Source organism: Streptococcus cristatus, from assembly GCF_003943505.1.
Classification (GTDB): Bacteria; Bacillota; Bacilli; order Lactobacillales; family Streptococcaceae; genus Streptococcus; species Streptococcus cristatus_E.
In genome coordinates this window covers 1-16004 of sequence record NZ_RJPS01000001.1, presented here as the reverse complement: position 1 = coordinate 16004, position 16004 = coordinate 1, and the positions used below count along the sequence as shown (strand labels likewise).

The window sequence follows — 16004 nt, the reverse complement described above, 5'->3', positions numbered from 1 at the left end:
GATATGAAGGCAAAATTAAAATATAAGGCGAAAAAGATTAAGATTGTTTTCTTTGATATCGATGATACCTTGCGGGTCAAGGAAACGGGCTTCATCCCAGAATCGATCAAAGTTGTATTTAAGCAGCTGAGAGAAAAGGGAATTCTGATAGGAATTGCTTCTGGTCGTGGCATTTTTGGAGTTGTTCCAGAAATTCGTGACTTGGATCCTGATTTTTTTGTTACCTTGAATGGGGCTTATGTTGAAAATCGAAAGGGCGAAGTCATTGCGAAAACGGTCATTCCACAAGAGTGTGTGGAATCCTACATTTCCTGGACCAAGGAAGTGGGCATTGAGTACGGTTTGGTAGGCAGTCACGAAGCGGCTTTGTCTGTTCGCAATCCTATGATTTCGTCAGCAATTGATATCATTTATCCAGATCTGGCTGTCAATCCTGATTTTTACCAAGATCATGAAATCTATCAAATGTGGACTTTTGAGGATGTAGGTGACAGTTTGCAGTTACCAGAAGATTTGGCCAAGTCTCTCCGTATGGTGCGTTGGCATGAGCATTCATCGGATGTCGTACCGAAAGAAGGTTCAAAGGCAGCTGGTGTTGCCAAGGTAGTGGAACACCTCGGTTTCAAACCAGAAAATGTCTTAGTTTTTGGCGATGGACTTAATGATTTAGAATTATTTGACTATGCAGGGCTCAGTATTGCTATGGGAGTTTCCCATGAGGAATTGCAGAAAAAGGCTGATTTTGTCACAAAAACGGTCGAAGAAGACGGCATCTTTGACGCCTTAGAGCAATTGGGCATGGTGGAGAAAGAATTGACCTTCCCACAGCTCCATCTTGATGAGGTTCAAGGCCCAGTTGCAAAGATCAAGACAAATCATGGTGAACTGAAGATTCAACTCTTCCCAGAGCAAGCACCCAAAACAGTTGCCAACTTTATCGCCTTATCAAAGGATGGCTACTATGACGGAGTAATCTTCCACCGAGTTATCAAAGATTTTATGATTCAAGGTGGCGATCCGACAGGTACTGGTATGGGCGGAGAGTCTATCTACGGCGAACGCTTTGAAGATGAGTTTTCACCTGAGCTTTACAATATTCGTGGGGCTCTTTCCATGGCGAATGCTGGACCGAATACCAATGGCAGTCAGTTCTTTATTGTCCAAAATAACAGTCTCCCCTATTCAACAAAGGAACTGACTCGGGGAGGATGGCCGAAGTCGATCGCTGAAGTTTATGCTAGCAAGGGCGGGACACCGCATTTGGACCGTCGACATACTGTGTTTGGGCAGCTAGTGGATGAGGCATCTTATGAAGTTTTGGATAAAATTGCAGCGGTTGAAACAGCTTCAATGGATAAACCACTTGAGGATGTTGTCATTGAGACGATTGAGGTTATAGACTAATGAAAATCGGAGATAAGTTAAAGGGCAAAATTACTGGGATTCAGCCCTACGGTGCCTTTGTCGAACTAGAAAGCGGTCTGATCGGCCTCATTCATATTTCTGAGATTCGGACGGGCTATATCGACAATATTCACGATATTTTGAAAATTGGTGATCAGGTTCTTGTGCAGGTAGTAGATTATGATGAGTTTTCTGGTAAGGCCAGCCTGTCAATGCGGACTTTAGAGGAAGAAAAACATCGTTTACCAAGACGGCATCGCTTTTCAAACGATCGTTGCAAAATTGGATTTGCGCCCTTAGGTAAGCAATTGCCAATCTGGATAAAGGAAGCCAAGGCTTTTCTGAAAGAACAAAAAGAGTAAAAAATTCCTACCCAAACGGGTAGGAATTTTGTTAACTCTTTTCACGATTAAGCGTCAAATTCATAGAGAGCGGTAGATAGGTAACGTTCACCATTATCAGGTGCAAGGGCAAGGACTTTCTTGCCAGCTCCTAGTTTTTTAGCGACTTCAATGGCTGCAAAAATAGCCGCAGCAGATGAAATTCCGACTAGGAAACCTTCCTGACCGCCAATGTAGCGTCCTAATTCTAGCGCTTGATCAGAAGTCACGCGGACAATGCTATCATAGGCTGCTGTATCCAAGGTCTCTGGAATGAAGCCAGCTGAAAGTCCTTGGATTTTGTGAGGACCTGGTTTCTCACCAGAAAGGATAGCAGATTCGTCTGCTTCAACCGCATAGATTTGGACATTTGGATTCGCTTTTTTAAGAGCATGAGAGACACCAGAGATAGTCCCACCAGTTCCGACACCACCGACAAAAGCGTCCAGTCCAGTTTCACCGAAAGCAGCGACAATTTCTGCTCCTGTTGTTCGTTCGTGAACCTCTGGATTAGCCGGATTGTTAAACTGCAGTGGCAACCAGCCATTTCGCTTTTTAGCAATTTCTTCTGCCTTGGCAATAGCCCCTTTCATTCCTTCGCTACCCGGAGTCAAAACTAGCTCCGCTCCATAAGCTTGGATAATCTTGCGACGCTCCACACTCATAGTTTCTGGCATCACAATGACAACCTTGTAGCCTTTAGCTGCTCCAACCCATGAAAGGCCAATACCGGTATTTCCGCTGGTTGCTTCAACGATAGTATCGCCAGGCTTGATAAGGCCATCGCGTTCAGCTGCCTCAATCATGCTGAGAGCAATCCGGTCTTTGACAGAAGAGCCAGGGTTGAAGGCTTCTAACTTGACATAAACCTCAGCTGCTCCTTCAGGAACGATATTATTTAGTTTAACAATTGGCGTTCTTCCAACTAATTCTGTGATATTTTGATAAATGTTTGCCATTTTTCCTACCTCAATACTTTAATGAGACTAGTATAAGCTGAAAGAGGCACTTTGTAAAATATAAAAAAGCTATGACCACGATAAAAATTATTTATCACTAGGACTAGCTGTTAAGATTATTCAACTGTTAAAGGAATTTCAACCTCGCGCAAACCTTGATCATCAATTTGGATTTTTCCATTGAAAAACTCGATTAATTTCTGCTCTAGTGGTTCTTTTTCCTGCTTGTCGATATAGATGGTTGTAGCCACTAGATCCGTGAACTCTGTATCAAATTCGATCAGATCCTCGGCTTTCAAAAAGTTATCGAAATTTTGGTACTGGCTGTAAGACATTTTGAGACGCAAACCGGCCTGTTCCTTGATTTCGATGAGACCAATTTCTTTGATTGCAAAGGCAACGCTGCCTGCATAAGCCCGAATGAGCCCACCAGCTCCTAGCTTAATACCGCCAAAATAGCGCGTGACCACAAAGCAGACATTGGTCAGTTGGTGATTCTCCATGACACCGAGCATAGGAACGCCCGCTGTACCGCTGGGCTCACCGTCATCACTGGTTCGTTTGATTTCACTTTTCTCCCCGACAATAAAAGCAGAGCAATTATGAGTGGCTTTATAGTGCTCTTTTTTGATGGCAGCAATAAAATCCCTGGCTTCCTCTTCTGAGTAAACGCGCTTGGCGTGGCAAATGAAACGAGATTTTTTAATTTCTTCTTGGGCTTGGCCGTCTTGGCTAATTGTTCTATATTCCATAGTTTTATTGTACACAAAAAAATGGATTTTTCCAAAAGTTTTACGAATAAAAAAGTATGTTAGAAAAAAATGATTGCCTAGGTAGGATATTTACAAAAGATCAGCTCAGTCCTGAGCTGCGTATGCAGGCTCAGCAGTTACCCAGTATACGAGAGGAAAGGAGAAAGTTATTCTGCAGCCGCTGTGGCACTCAAGTGGACAAAGAGCATCATCAGCTGCCAGTCAATGCCTACTATTGTAGGGAATGTGTGATTTTGGGGCGAGTCCGGAGTGACCAAGAACTTTATTATTTTCCGCAGGAAGATTTTCCTAAAAATCAGGTACTCAAGTGGCAGGGACAATTAACGACCTTTCAAGAAAAAGTTTCTCAGGGACTGTTAGAGTCAGTTGCTCAAAAGCAGAATAGTCTTGTCCATGCGGTGACTGGTGCAGGCAAAACGGAGATGATTTATCAGGTGATTGCAGAAGTGATTGATCGTGGGGGAGCAGTTTGCCTAGCCAGCCCCCGGATTGATGTCTGTTTGGAGCTGTATCGCCGGCTCAAGCTGGATTTTGCCTGCCCGATTTCGCTTTTGCATGGGGAATCCGAGCCATATTTTCGCAGCCCCTTGGTCATTGCTACTACCCATCAGCTCCTCAAATTTTATCGAGCCTTTGATTTGCTGATTGTGGACGAGGTAGATGCTTTTCCTTATGTGGATAATCCTGTGCTCTACCATGCCGTGGAGCAGTCGGTCAAGGAGGAGGGAACGACAATTTTCTTAACTGCCACTTCGACGGATGAGTTGGATAAAAAAGTCCAAAAAGGAGAATTAAAACGACTCAGCCTTCCTCGTCGCTTCCATGGCAATCCTTTGATTGTGCCCAAAAAAGTTTGGCTGGCAGATTTTCAAAAATATCTAGCGAAAAAGAAGCTACCGCCTAAATTGAAGAAATATATCGAGAGACAGAGAAAAACAGGCTTTCCCTTACTGATCTTTGCCTCGGAAATCAAAAGAGGTCAAGAATTTGCGCAAATTTTAGAGAAGGTATTTCCAGTGGAAAGAGTCGGTTTTGTGGCTTCAACAACTGAAAATCGTTTAGAAATCGTTGAAGAGTTTCGCAAGCGAGAAATTACCATTTTGGTCACGACGACCATCTTAGAGCGTGGTGTGACCTTTCCCTGTGTAGATGTCTTTGTTCTGGAGGCCAACCATCGTCTCTTTAGCCGTAGCGCCTTGGTGCAAATTTCTGGACGGGTGGGACGTAGTATGGATAGACCGACGGGAGATTTATTCTTCTTTCACGACGGCACCACACAATCAATCGAAAAAGCGATTCGTGAAATCAAACTGATGAACAAGGAGGCTGGCCTATGAGAAAATGCCTGTTGTGCAGCCAAGCAGTCGAAGAAAATAGGACTTTTTCTTCCTTAATTTTATTGCAAAAAGAACAAAATACAATTTGTAAACATTGCCGAGCAGGATTTGAAGCGATTTCCTCTATCCATTGCCCACGCTGCTGGAAGGAGGGAGAAACGGAAATTTGCTCAGATTGTCAAACCTGGGAAGCGCAAGGCTATTTAGTGCAGCATCAGGCCTGTTTTCTTTATAATGACTTGATGAAGGACTACTTCAGCAAATACAAGTTTCAAGGAGATTATCTTCTAAGATTTGTTTTTACGGAAATTATCAAAAAAAGTCTCAGAAATGTCAAAAAATATACTTTAGTTCCTATTCCAGTCAGTCCTGAAAAATACCAAAGTCGGGGTTTTAATCAGGTAGAAGGCTTCTTACAAGCTGCTGGTTTGCCTTATAAACATTTGCTGGAAAAGCAGGATGCGCTTGCTCAATCCAGTAAAAATCGCCAAGAACGTTTAAAAAGCCAGCAATGTTTTACATTGGCAAAAGATGTCCTTCTGCCAGAAAAAATTCTTCTGATAGACGATGTGTATACGACTGGAAAAACCTTACAATTGGCTCGAGAATTATTGCTGGAAGCAGGTGTGAAAGAAGTTTTGACATTTTCACTCGCAAGATAAGAAAATATTTGCAAAAAAAGAATGAAAGCGTTATAATGATATTGTAAATAAAACATTTATGTTTAGAAAGAAGGTACTTATATGCTTAAATATAGTATCCGTGGTGAAAACCTAGAAGTAACTGATGCTCTCCGTGACTACGTAGTTTCTAAACTTGAGAAGATTGAGAAGTATTTCCAAGCAGAGCAAGAACTTGATGCACGGGTAAATTTGAAAGTGTACCGGGAGAAGACGGCGAAAGTCGAAGTAACCATTCCTCTTGGTTCTATTACCCTTCGGGCAGAAGATGTTTCGCAAGACATGTACGGATCTATTGACTTAGTTGTCGATAAGATTGAACGTCAGATTCGTAAGAATAAGACAAAGATTGAAAAGAAAAATCGGAATAAGGTTGCAACTAGCCAGTTGTTCACTGATGCTTTAGTAGAAGAAGCTGATGTAGCATCTTCCAAAGTAGTACGTTCTAAGCATATTGATTTGAAACCAATGGATCTAGATGAAGCTATTTTGCAAATGGATTTGTTGGGACATGACTTCTTCATCTACACAGATGTTGAAGATAATACAACGAATGTTATCTATCGTCGTGAGGATGGAGATATCGGTTTGTTAGAAGTAAAATAATGTAAAAGAGCCGTCCAATGGACGGCTTTTTGTTGTAGGGAAAGCTCTTGCTCATTCTACTTCAAAGAATGTTTACGAATAAAGAAATTCTATTTCGTTTTTATAGCTGTCCTATGGTATAATAAAGGGATAAATGTTAGGTGGTAGGTATGGCTAAATTAATTCCTGGTAAAATTCGAACGGAAGGAATTGCCCTCTGTGACAGCAAAAAAGTCGAAATTCTTGAAGTCAAAGATTCCTTTTTATACACGCGCGTGGACCAGTACAATCTGCGCTATAGTCTAGATGATGATGCAGTTTTCTGCTCCTGTGACTTTTTCCAAAAGAAGAAGTACTGCGCCCATCTGGCTGCCTTGGAATATTTTTTGAAAAATGATCCGGCGGGTAAAGATCTGCTGGCAAAGATGACAGAAAAAGAGTCTTCCAGCCAGGAAGCCCAGAAATTGGTTTCTTTTGGTAGTCTTTTTTTGGATAAAATTTTGCTAGATAAATCTAGTCAGCAAATCCGCTATGAGCTATCAGCGACTGGACAGGAAGATACTTACACAGGACAATTTTTATGGAGCCTGCGGATTAGCCGACTGCCGGATGAGCGTTCTTATGTAGTGCGTGATATTTTGTCCTTTTTGAGAACCTTAAATAAGGGTGGGCATTATCAAATCGGTAAGAACTACTATGAGCCTATTCGAATGGAGAATTTTGATGAAGCTAGTCAAGATCTACTAGAATTTTTACGAGGCTTGGTGACGGATTATAAGGGGCAGGACTCTTCGTTGGTCTTTCCCAATGCTGGGCGGCACCTTTATTTTCCAGCCAGTCTTTTTGAGGAAGGTGTGACTCGCTTGATGAATCTCGCTTCATTTCATTTGGAATATAGCTTTTATGATTATGCTGAGGTATTTTTCCAAGACTTGCATGAAGAAGCGGGAATTTATCAGTTTGAAGTGCAAGAGCGGGAAAACTATTTTGAACTGCTGATATCAGAAAAGAATTATAAGCTGCTCTATGGAGGCCAATTTCTTTTTCATAATCAAACCTTCTATCAGCTGACGGCTGAGCAAACCAAGTTAATCAAGGCTTTACAGGAATTGCCGATAGAGCAGGAGCGCGTTAAGCGCCTGCAATTTGATGTATCTGAGCAGTCCAAACTAGCAGTGAGTCTGCTTGAGTTCAAAAAAATTGGCCGTGTGACAGCGCCTGAGCGCCTGCTCATTCATGACTTTACCGTTGATTTCAATTTTAATTTGGGAGCGGACAAGCAAGTATTGCTGGATCTTGTCTTTGATTATGGCAGTCAGACTGTCACCAGTCGTGAAGAGCTGAGAAAGCTACCTTTTGCCAGCAATTTTGAGCGGGAACAGCGAGTTTTTAAAGCAATGCTGGAGGCAGGTTTTGCAGATGATTTTATCAGTCAGCGTCCGCCTTTACGACCTGAAGAAATTTACCGTTTCTTCTCCGTCTTGATTCCACGCTTTAGAGCATTGGGCAATGTCTACTTGTCAGATGAGCTGCAGAGTCTACCACAAACAGAACCTCCAAAGGTTTCCATCAGTATGAATGGTGGGCTCTTGGATATCGGCTTTGACTTTACTGGTATCGATCAGTCTGAGGTAGATGATGTTCTAGATTCGCTGATGAGCCAAAGGGATTACTTTATCAGCAAGACGGGTCAGGTTCTGATTTTTGATGAGAATAGTAAGCGAATCAGCCAGACCTTGCAACAATTGCGAAGCAAACATTCTAAAAATGGGGTCATCCAAACGCATAGTTTGGCTGCCTATCAACTCTCTGAATTGTTCAAAGATCAGGAAAGAGTTGACTTGTCGGAAGATTTTCGCCATCTGGCTTATGATTTGATCCATCCTGAGGATTTTCCTCTGCCTAAGCTGAAAGTTCAGGCCGAGCTTCGAGATTATCAGGAGACAGGAGTGAAATGGCTATCCATGCTGAATAAATATGGATTCGGCGGTATTCTAGCTGATGATATGGGCTTGGGAAAGACCCTTCAGACCATTTCTTTCTTGACTGCTCATTTGACCAAGTCTAAGAAAGTCTTGATTTTGGCACCATCTAGCCTGATTTACAACTGGAGTGATGAGTTTGCCAAATTTGCTCCAGACCTAGATGTAGCTGTTGTGTATGGACTGAAAAATGTTCGAGATGCTGTGATTGCAGAAGATCATCAGATTACGATTACCAGCTATGCTTCTTTCAGACAAGATGTTGAGGAGTATCAGGGACTTCATTTTGATTATTTGATATTGGACGAAGCACAGGTCATGAAGAATGACCAGAGCAAGATTGCTCAATATCTGAGAGCATTTGAGGTGGAACGGACTTATGCCTTGTCTGGTACACCGATTGAAAATCATCTCGGTGAACTTTGGTCAATTTTTCAGATCGTCCTTCCGGGCTTGTTACCAAGCAAGAAAGCTTTTTTGAAGATGCCTGCGGAAACAGTAGCGCGCTATATCAAACCCTTTGTCATGAGGCGTAAAAAAGAAGAAGTCTTGCAAGAACTTCCTGATTTGATTGAGGTTTCTTACCGTAACGAACTTGCAGACAGCCAGAAAACGATTTATCTAGCTCTGCTCAAGCAAATGCAGGAGCGAATTCTCCATGCAACGGAGGAAGAAATCAATCGCAGCAAAATTGAAATCTTGTCTGGACTTATGCGACTCCGTCAAATCTGTGATACTCCTAAGCTTTTTATGGATGATTACGATGGGGAAAGTGGCAAGCTGGAAAGTTTGCGTGAGCTGTTAGAGCAGATCCAAGACGGTGAACATCGTGTTCTGATATTTTCACAATTCCGTGGCATGCTGGATATTATCGAGCAAGAACTGAGCCAGATGGGAATGGAGTCCTTCAAAATCACAGGCTCAACTCCAGCAAAAGAACGTCAGGAGATGACCAAAGCCTTTAATCAAGGAGAAAGATCAGCCTTTCTGATTTCTCTTAAAGCTGGTGGTGTCGGTCTCAATCTAACTGGTGCAAATACGGTTATTTTAGTGGATCTTTGGTGGAATCCTGCAGTAGAAGCCCAAGCTATTGGTCGGGCTCATCGTATTGGGCAGGAACGGAATGTAAAAGTTTATCGTATGATTACACGGGGGACTATAGAAGAAAAAATTCAGGAATTACAGGACACTAAACGAAATCTGGTTTCAACGATTCTAGATGGGGCAGAGTCTCGCTCCAGTCTTTCGATGGAAGAAATTCGAGAAATTCTTGGAATTTCTTCTGAATCGCTTGAAAAATAGTTTGAATAGTTTATAATAATGAAGAGTTGAAAGGACATGCTATGACAAATACTAAATTTCCTATAATTGCTGATGACGAAATCATGTTGACAGAAATGCCACACATGAATTTGTACGATGAGTTGGATCTGATTAGCAACATTAAAGGGGACTATCAGGACCGTAATTATTTAGAATGGATGCCGATTGCTAAGCCAGAAAGTCCTGCTCATACTGCTCCTAGTCAAACTGTAAGTAAGGCTAGAAAGAAGCAAGCTCCAGTTACGGACTTTAAAAAGCCGATTGATAAGAAAGATCCAGCTATTCGCTATGCTGAGCAAGCACGAGAGGAAGCTCGGGCTGATCTGAGGAAAAAACGTTCGGCTGCTTATTTGACGAGCAAGCTCCCAAATAAGGTTCGTAGTCGGAAGGTGGCACCTCCTTTTGAGGGGAATCCAGTTAAACCAACAGCCTCTTTCCAAAAGGAAAATCCAGGGGAGTTGACGAAGTTCAGTGATAAGCTAAAGCAAGATAGCTACATATTAGCAGATGTTCAGTCTCAACCTCTCATAGAAGTACCAACGAATCCAGAAAAAAAGAAAAAGAATAACTACGATTTTCTCAAAACCAGCCAAGTCTATAACAAGGGCAAGAAGCGAGAAAAACACAATAAGCATAAAAAAGCACAGGAATTGGACATCACCAAGTTGAGTTCAGATGTCCAAGGGCAATAAGGCTTCAGTTATTTAAGATTTAAGGAGTAATCATGACGAAAACCTATCATTTTATCGGAATTAAGGGCTCAGGTATGAGCGCTTTGGCTTTGATGTTGCATCAGATGGGCCATAAGGTTCAGGGAAGCGATGTTGATAAATATTATTTTACTCAGCGTGGTCTGGAGCAGGCTGGTATTCCTATTTTGCCTTTTGATGAGAAAAATCTCCAGTCAGATTTTGAAATTATCGCGGGTAATGCTTTCCGTCCAGATAACAATGTGGAAATTGCCTATGCAGACGCCAACGGTATCAGTTACAAACGCTACCATGAATTTTTGGGTAGTTTTATGCGTGACTTTGTTAGCTTAGGAGTGGCTGGTGCCCACGGGAAGACTTCTACAACGGGCATTCTTTCTCATGTTCTGTCTAATATCACAGATACTAGCTATCTAATTGGGGATGGTACAGGTCGCGGTTCTGCTAATGCCAAGTATTTTGTCTTTGAATCAGACGAGTACGAGCGTCATTTTATGCCTTATCATCCGGAATATTCGATCATCACCAATATTGACTTCGATCATCCAGATTATTTCACCAGCTTGGAAGATGTTTTTAATGCTTTCAATGATTACGCCAAGCAGATTACCAAAGGCCTCTTCGTTTATGGAGAAGATGAGCAACTACGCCGTATTACTTCAAATGCGCCGATTTACTACTATGGCTTCAAGGAAGAGGGCAATGATTTTGTTGCTCACGACCTCTTACGTTCTACAAGTGGTTCAGGTTTTAAAGTTTCCTTCCGCGGGCAAGAGCTGGGTGAGTTCCAGATTCCAAGCTTTGGCCGTCACAACATTATGAATGCGACAGCGGTCATCGGTCTCCTCTACATTGCAGGTATTGATTTGAATCTAGTAAGAGAGCATCTCAAGACCTTTGGCGGAGTTAAGCGCCGCTTCACAGAAAAGATTGTCAACGATACAGTCATTATTGATGACTTTGCCCATCATCCGACGGAAATTATTGCGACTTTGGATGCAGCTCGTCAGAAGTATCCTAGCAAGGAAATCGTGGCTATCTTCCAGCCGCACACCTTTACTCGAACCATCGCTCTTTTGGATGAATTTGCGGAAGCCCTCAATCAGGCCGACTCAGTCTATTTAGCTCAGATTTACGGATCTGCGCGTGAGGTGGACAAAGGCGATGTTAAGGTTGAGGATCTGGCTGAAAAGATTGTGAAACGTGCCAAGGTTATTGACGTGGATAATGTTTCTCCACTTCTTGACCACGATAATGCCGTTTATGTCTTTATGGGAGCTGGTGACATCCAGACCTATGAATATTCCTTTGAACGTCTCTTATCCAATCTGACAAGCAACGTTCAGTAGGAGGCACCTGGATGGAAGCACCGATTCGAATCAGACGGGCTGAATTGAGCGACTGGGAGGCGATTCTTGCGGTTGAGCAATTGAATTTTCCAGCAGCAGAAGCAGTCAGCGCAGAAATTCTTAAAGAACGGATTGAGCTGATTCCAGATACTTTTTTGCTAGCAGAGCTGCATGGTCAGCTTGCAGGCTATATTGTCGGTCCAGCTGTTCAGAGTCCTTATCTGACAGACGATTTCTTTAGCAAGGTGGGTGCTAATTCTCCAGAAGGTGGCTTCATTGCCGTCCAAAGTCTGTCCGTCCATCCTGATTTTCAGAGGCAAGGGGTCGGAACCTTGTTGCTTGCAGCTCTCAAGGAGATAGCTGTTCAGCAAAATCGAAAGGGCATTAGCCTAACCTGTCATGATGAGCTGATACCTTATTATGAGATGAATGGTTTCGTCCACGAAGAGATTTCTGACTCAACTCATGGTGGGGCTGTTTGGTCTGATATGGTGTGGGAAAATCCAAATTTTAAGGAGAAGTGATGATTATCCGTCAAGCTCAAATGGCTGATTTAGATGCCATTTATGCTATCGAATTGGAAAATTTTAGTCCAGAAGAGGCTATTAGTCGTGAAATATTGGCAAAGCACATTGAAACGATTCCTTCAACTTTTTTGGTTGCAGAAAAAAATGGCAAGATTTTGGGCTATTTAGAAGGTCCTGTCCGACCAGAACGGCATTTGCACGATGTTTCTTTCACATTGGAAATTGAGGACTATCATACTAGCGATGGTGGCTTTATCTCTCTGACTAGTCTGTCTATCTCTAAAGAAGCACAAGGCTTAGGTGTAGGAAAAGCCTTGTTGGAAGCTATGAAGGAAATTGCGATTGCAGATAAACGTCACGGTATCAATCTTACTTGTCATGATTATTTGATAGCCTACTATGAGCAACATGACTTTGTCAACGAAGGCCGCTCAGCCTCAACGTATGCAGATGAAGTATGGTTTGATATGGTTTGGGAGAATCCCCAGATTTGATTTCATAAATAATATAGTTTTAAAAGTCGGATATGATTGCATTTATCTGACTTTTAAGATATAATGTTAGGGATTATGAAGAAGGAGATCAAGTTTTTGACTGAAAATTCACAGGATAACGAAAAGACGCTGAGTTTTAAAGAGAAAATTTTGAATGAGTTGGCAGCAGCCAATGGTACCCAAAATCACTCAGTTCAGGAAGAAGCGCAGCCTCTTTTAGGTAAAGAAATGGAATTGGCGGAGAGCTTGGAATCTCTCGTTTCTGCTGTTGAAAAATCTCATGAGGTTCTAGAGAAGGATACTTCAGTAGAGGAAGAACCTAGTAAGATCAAAGTAGAAGAGCCGATGGGACAAAGCGATCCTACTGTTCATACTCAGGCAGATGTGCTAGAAAATATAGTTCGTAATTCTACGATTTCAGAAGTTCCATCAAATGTTGATGGGCTAGGACAAGCTGATGTTGCTAAGAAGGAAAGTATAGAATCTGGAGAGGTTCAAACTTCTGTGGCTCATTCGGAAGCTTATCAAGAAAAGGTAGCGCCTGTTGCAGATGAGACAAAGGAAATAGTGTTACCTGATTCAAACACTACAGATGAAAAACATGCTAAAAAAGACTTTTCTGCTTCAGAACCAACGCTAAGCCGTAGAGATGTTGCTCATGGAAAGAAACGTTCTCGTGCGGATCGTACCAATAGTAGTAAAAAGAAAAAACGTAAAAACGGCCTAGCCAATCGAATCGTGATGACAGTCTTGGTACTTTTCCTATTGGGCCTTGGTATTACTGGTTTTGTAGGATACAATTATGTCTCTTCAGCGCTGAAACCAGTAGATGTCAAATCAACAGAGTATGTGACAGTGGAAATTCCTGCCGGTTCTAGCACCAAACAAATCGGAGAGATTTTAGAAAAGAAAGGCCTAATTAAGAACGCTCAAGTCTTTAATCTTTATTCAAAGATCAGAAGTTATGGTAATTTCCAATCTGGTTACTATAATCTTCAAAAGAGTATGGACTTAGACACGATTGCTAAGCAATTACAAGAAGGTGGAACAGATACACCACAGCCTCCAGTTCTTGGCAAGATAACAATTCCTGAGGGATACACTTTGGAGCAAATTGCCGAAGCAACTACTGTCAATGCCGCAAAAACTACGAACAAGAATGCCAAAACACCATTCAGTAAGGAAGATTTTCTAAATAAAGCTCAAGATGAAGACTTTATTGCAAAAATGGCAGCTAAATATCCGCAGCTTCTAGCTACTTTGCCAAGCAAGGATAGTGGTGTTAAATATCGTCTTGAAGGTTATCTTTTTCCGGCTACTTATGATTATGGAAAAGAAACCACGGTAGAAGAACTAATTGACCAAATGTTAGCTGCTATGAATACAAATCTATCGCAGTATTACTCAACAATTGAGTCTAAGAATCTGACGGTCAATGATGTTTTAACCCTCGCCTCTTTAGTTGAAAAAGAGGGTTCAACTGATCAGGATCGCAAAGATATTTCGAGCGTCTTTTATAATCGTTTGAACCAAGCTATGCCACTTCAGAGTAATATTGCGCTTCTTTATGCTCAAGGAAAACTTGGTCAAAAGACAACTCTTAAAGAAGATGCTGAAATTGATACAAATCTTGACTCGCCTTATAATGTGTACAAGAATCAAGGATTGATGCCTGGTCCAGTAGATAGTCCAAGCCTGTCTGCTATCGAAGCTACTATCAATCCAAGCAAGACAGAGTACTTGTATTTTGTAGCAAATGTGGAGACAGGGGCTGTATATTTTGCAAATACCTATGAAGAACACGCTAAGAATGTGGAAGAACACGTTAATAGCAAATTAAACCAATCAGGTGAAAGTTCTAACTAAATTATGTGGTTTTCCACATAATTTTGTTTTATCAAAAAATAGAAAGAAGAGAGAAAATAAAGTAATGGCTGAAAAAACTTATCCTATGACCCTTGTAGAAAAGGAAAAATTAGAACAAGAATTAGAAGAATTGAAATTGGTTCGACGTCCAGAAGTAGTAGAACGCATTAAAATTGCTCGTTCTTACGGAGATTTATCAGAAAATAGTGAATATGAAGCAGCAAAGGATGAGCAGGCTTTCGTTGAAGGACAAATATCAAGTCTAGAGACTAAAATTCGCTATGCTGTGATTGTTGATAGTGATTCGGTGGCTAAAGATGAAGTTGCCATCGGTAAAACTGTTACTATTCAAGAAGTTGGTGAGACGGAAGAAGAAGTATACATTATCGTTGGTTCAGCTGGTGCGGATGCCTTTGCTGGAAAAGTTTCAAATGAAAGTCCGATTGGTCAAGCATTGATTGGTAAGAAGACTGGTGATATTGCAACAGTAGAAACACCAGTTGGCAGTTATGATGTCAAAATCCTAAAAGTTGAAAAAACAGTATAAGAAAGGTCGAGCACGCTCGGCTTTTTCTTTATCAATTTATGTTATAATATAGAACAAACAAAGGAGATTGTATACTGATGGTTTTATCAAAAAAACGAGCACGCCATGTCATCGAGGAGATCATTGCCCTATTTCCTGATGCTAAACCGAGTTTAGATTTTAGAAATCACTTTGAGCTACTCGTGGCAGTCATGTTATCCGCTCAAACGACAGATGCTGCGGTTAATAAAGCTACACCAAATCTATTTTTAGCTTATCCTACTCCAGAAGCTATGGCAGCGGCATCCGAGGCAGATATTGCCAAGCACATTTCGCGTTTAGGGCTTTATCGAAATAAGGCCAAATTTCTGAAAAAATGTGCCCAGCAACTCATGGACGATTTCAATGGTCAAGTGCCTCAGACTCGGGAAGAATTAGAAAGTTTAGCTGGGGTGGGGCGTAAGACAGCTAACGTGGTCATGAGTGTAGGGTTTGGTATTCCAGCTTTTGCCGTTGATACGCATGTTGAACGCATTTGTAAACACCACGATATTGTCAAAAAGTCGGCAACTCCTTTAGAAGTTGAAAAACGTGTTATGGACGTTCTCCCGCCTGAACGCTGGCTAGCTGCACATCAGGCTATGATCTACTTTGGTCGGGCTATTTGCCATCCTAAAAATCCAGAGTGTGATCACTATCCTCAACTTTACAATTTTGATCATGTTTAAGATAGAGTCTTAAGATACAAATTTTTACTAGGCGATGAGCGGTTTAAGGGACGTAAAAGACTATTGCGAGAGTTAGAGGAATATTTAATAGACTTTAGCAGCACGNTGATATAGNGNATANGGGAGAGGTAAGNAGANNTNACCTTTCCCTTTTAGTTATTGATTTATNNGTGATTTTNNNGGNGGTNGGAANNAAANNTGNAAAAAAGATAAAAAAATTNNAAAAANGTGTTGACAAGNGANTGGATAGGTGATATACTGATATAGTTGTCGCTTGAGAGAGCGNTAAAGACCTTTGAAAACTGAACAAGACGAACCAATGTGCAGGGCGCTACAACACAAGTTGTAGTACTGAACAAAGAAAAAAACAATAAATCTGTC

The 16004-nt window shown here is 41.6% G+C and carries 15 protein-coding genes; 13 read left to right on the top strand and 2 right to left on the bottom strand.

Going from position 1 to position 16004, the window contains the following annotated elements; all coding sequences use genetic code 11:
- The first annotated feature begins 3 nt into the window (after positions 1-3).
- Positions 4-1404 (top strand): bifunctional Cof-type HAD-IIB family hydrolase/peptidylprolyl isomerase, encoded by a 1401-nt coding sequence (locus D8792_RS00075; protein ID WP_125372413.1) that lies wholly within the window; start codon positions 4-6, stop codon positions 1402-1404.
- Positions 1404-1766, top strand: coding sequence for a S1 RNA-binding domain-containing protein (locus D8792_RS00070; protein WP_061910473.1), 363 nt, complete (start codon positions 1404-1406; stop codon positions 1764-1766). The genes D8792_RS00075 and D8792_RS00070 overlap by 1 nt, the downstream gene beginning before the upstream one ends.
- Positions 1767-1813: 47 nt before the next feature.
- On the opposite strand, the gene cysK is transcribed toward D8792_RS00070, so the two are convergent.
- Both cysK and D8792_RS00060 read right to left on the bottom strand, forming a co-directional pair.
- Positions 1814-2743, bottom strand: a complete 930-nt coding sequence (gene cysK, locus D8792_RS00065) for a cysteine synthase A (protein WP_125372155.1) — start codon at positions 2741-2743, stop codon at positions 1814-1816.
- 116 nt (positions 2744-2859) lie between these two features.
- Positions 2860-3495: a YigZ family protein gene (locus D8792_RS00060; protein WP_125372412.1), complete on the bottom strand. Its 636-nt coding sequence runs from the start codon at positions 3493-3495 to the stop codon at positions 2860-2862.
- Between the two features lie 56 nt (positions 3496-3551).
- On the opposite strand from D8792_RS00060, the gene D8792_RS00055 reads away from it, so the two are divergent.
- From D8792_RS00055 to nth, 11 genes are all read left to right on the top strand, one after another.
- Positions 3552-4853: an ATP-dependent helicase ComFA gene (locus D8792_RS00055; RefSeq protein ID WP_125372411.1), complete on the top strand. Its 1302-nt coding sequence runs from the start codon at positions 3552-3554 to the stop codon at positions 4851-4853.
- Positions 4850-5515: a ComFC family protein gene (locus D8792_RS00050; protein WP_125372410.1), complete on the top strand. Its 666-nt coding sequence runs from the start codon at positions 4850-4852 to the stop codon at positions 5513-5515. The genes D8792_RS00055 and D8792_RS00050 overlap by 4 nt, the downstream gene beginning before the upstream one ends.
- Positions 5516-5596: 81 nt before the next feature.
- Positions 5597-6139, top strand: coding sequence for a ribosome hibernation-promoting factor, HPF/YfiA family (gene hpf / locus D8792_RS00045; RefSeq protein ID WP_125372409.1), 543 nt, complete (start codon positions 5597-5599; stop codon positions 6137-6139).
- A 149-nt stretch (positions 6140-6288) separates the two neighbouring features.
- Entirely contained in the window at positions 6289-9402 is a 3114-nt protein-coding gene (locus D8792_RS00040; RefSeq protein WP_125372408.1) for a pilus expression-regulating Snf2 family helicase, read from the top strand.
- A gap of 41 nt (positions 9403-9443) precedes the next feature.
- Positions 9444-10115, top strand: coding sequence for a divisome accessory protein ZapJ (gene zapJ / locus D8792_RS00035; protein ID WP_125372407.1), 672 nt, complete (start codon positions 9444-9446; stop codon positions 10113-10115).
- Positions 10116-10147: 32 nt separating this feature from the next.
- The gene (gene murC, locus D8792_RS00030; protein WP_125372406.1) at positions 10148-11482 is read left to right on the top strand and encodes a UDP-N-acetylmuramate--L-alanine ligase; all 1335 of its coding nucleotides are present in this window, start codon (positions 10148-10150) and stop codon (positions 11480-11482) included.
- An 11-nt stretch (positions 11483-11493) separates the two neighbouring features.
- Positions 11494-12006 carry a GNAT family N-acetyltransferase gene (locus D8792_RS00025; protein WP_125372405.1) on the top strand — a complete coding sequence of 171 codons (513 nt, stop codon included), beginning with the start codon at positions 11494-11496 and terminating at the stop codon, positions 12004-12006.
- Positions 12006-12503: a GNAT family N-acetyltransferase gene (locus tag D8792_RS00020; protein ID WP_125372404.1), complete on the top strand. Its 498-nt coding sequence runs from the start codon at positions 12006-12008 to the stop codon at positions 12501-12503. The genes D8792_RS00025 and D8792_RS00020 overlap by 1 nt, the downstream gene beginning before the upstream one ends.
- 63 nt (positions 12504-12566) lie before the next feature.
- Entirely contained in the window at positions 12567-14369 is a 1803-nt protein-coding gene (gene mltG, locus D8792_RS00015) for an endolytic transglycosylase MltG (RefSeq protein ID WP_185758370.1), read from the top strand.
- Positions 14370-14433: 64 nt separating this feature from the next.
- The gene (greA, locus tag D8792_RS00010) at positions 14434-14916 is read left to right on the top strand and encodes a transcription elongation factor GreA (RefSeq protein WP_005592281.1); all 483 of its coding nucleotides are present in this window, start codon (positions 14434-14436) and stop codon (positions 14914-14916) included.
- Positions 14917-14993: 77 nt separating this feature from the next.
- A complete protein-coding gene (gene nth / locus D8792_RS00005; RefSeq protein WP_125372402.1) occupies positions 14994-15623 on the top strand; it encodes an endonuclease III in 630 nt (209 codons plus the stop codon).
- The last annotated feature ends 381 nt before the right edge of the window (positions 15624-16004 follow it).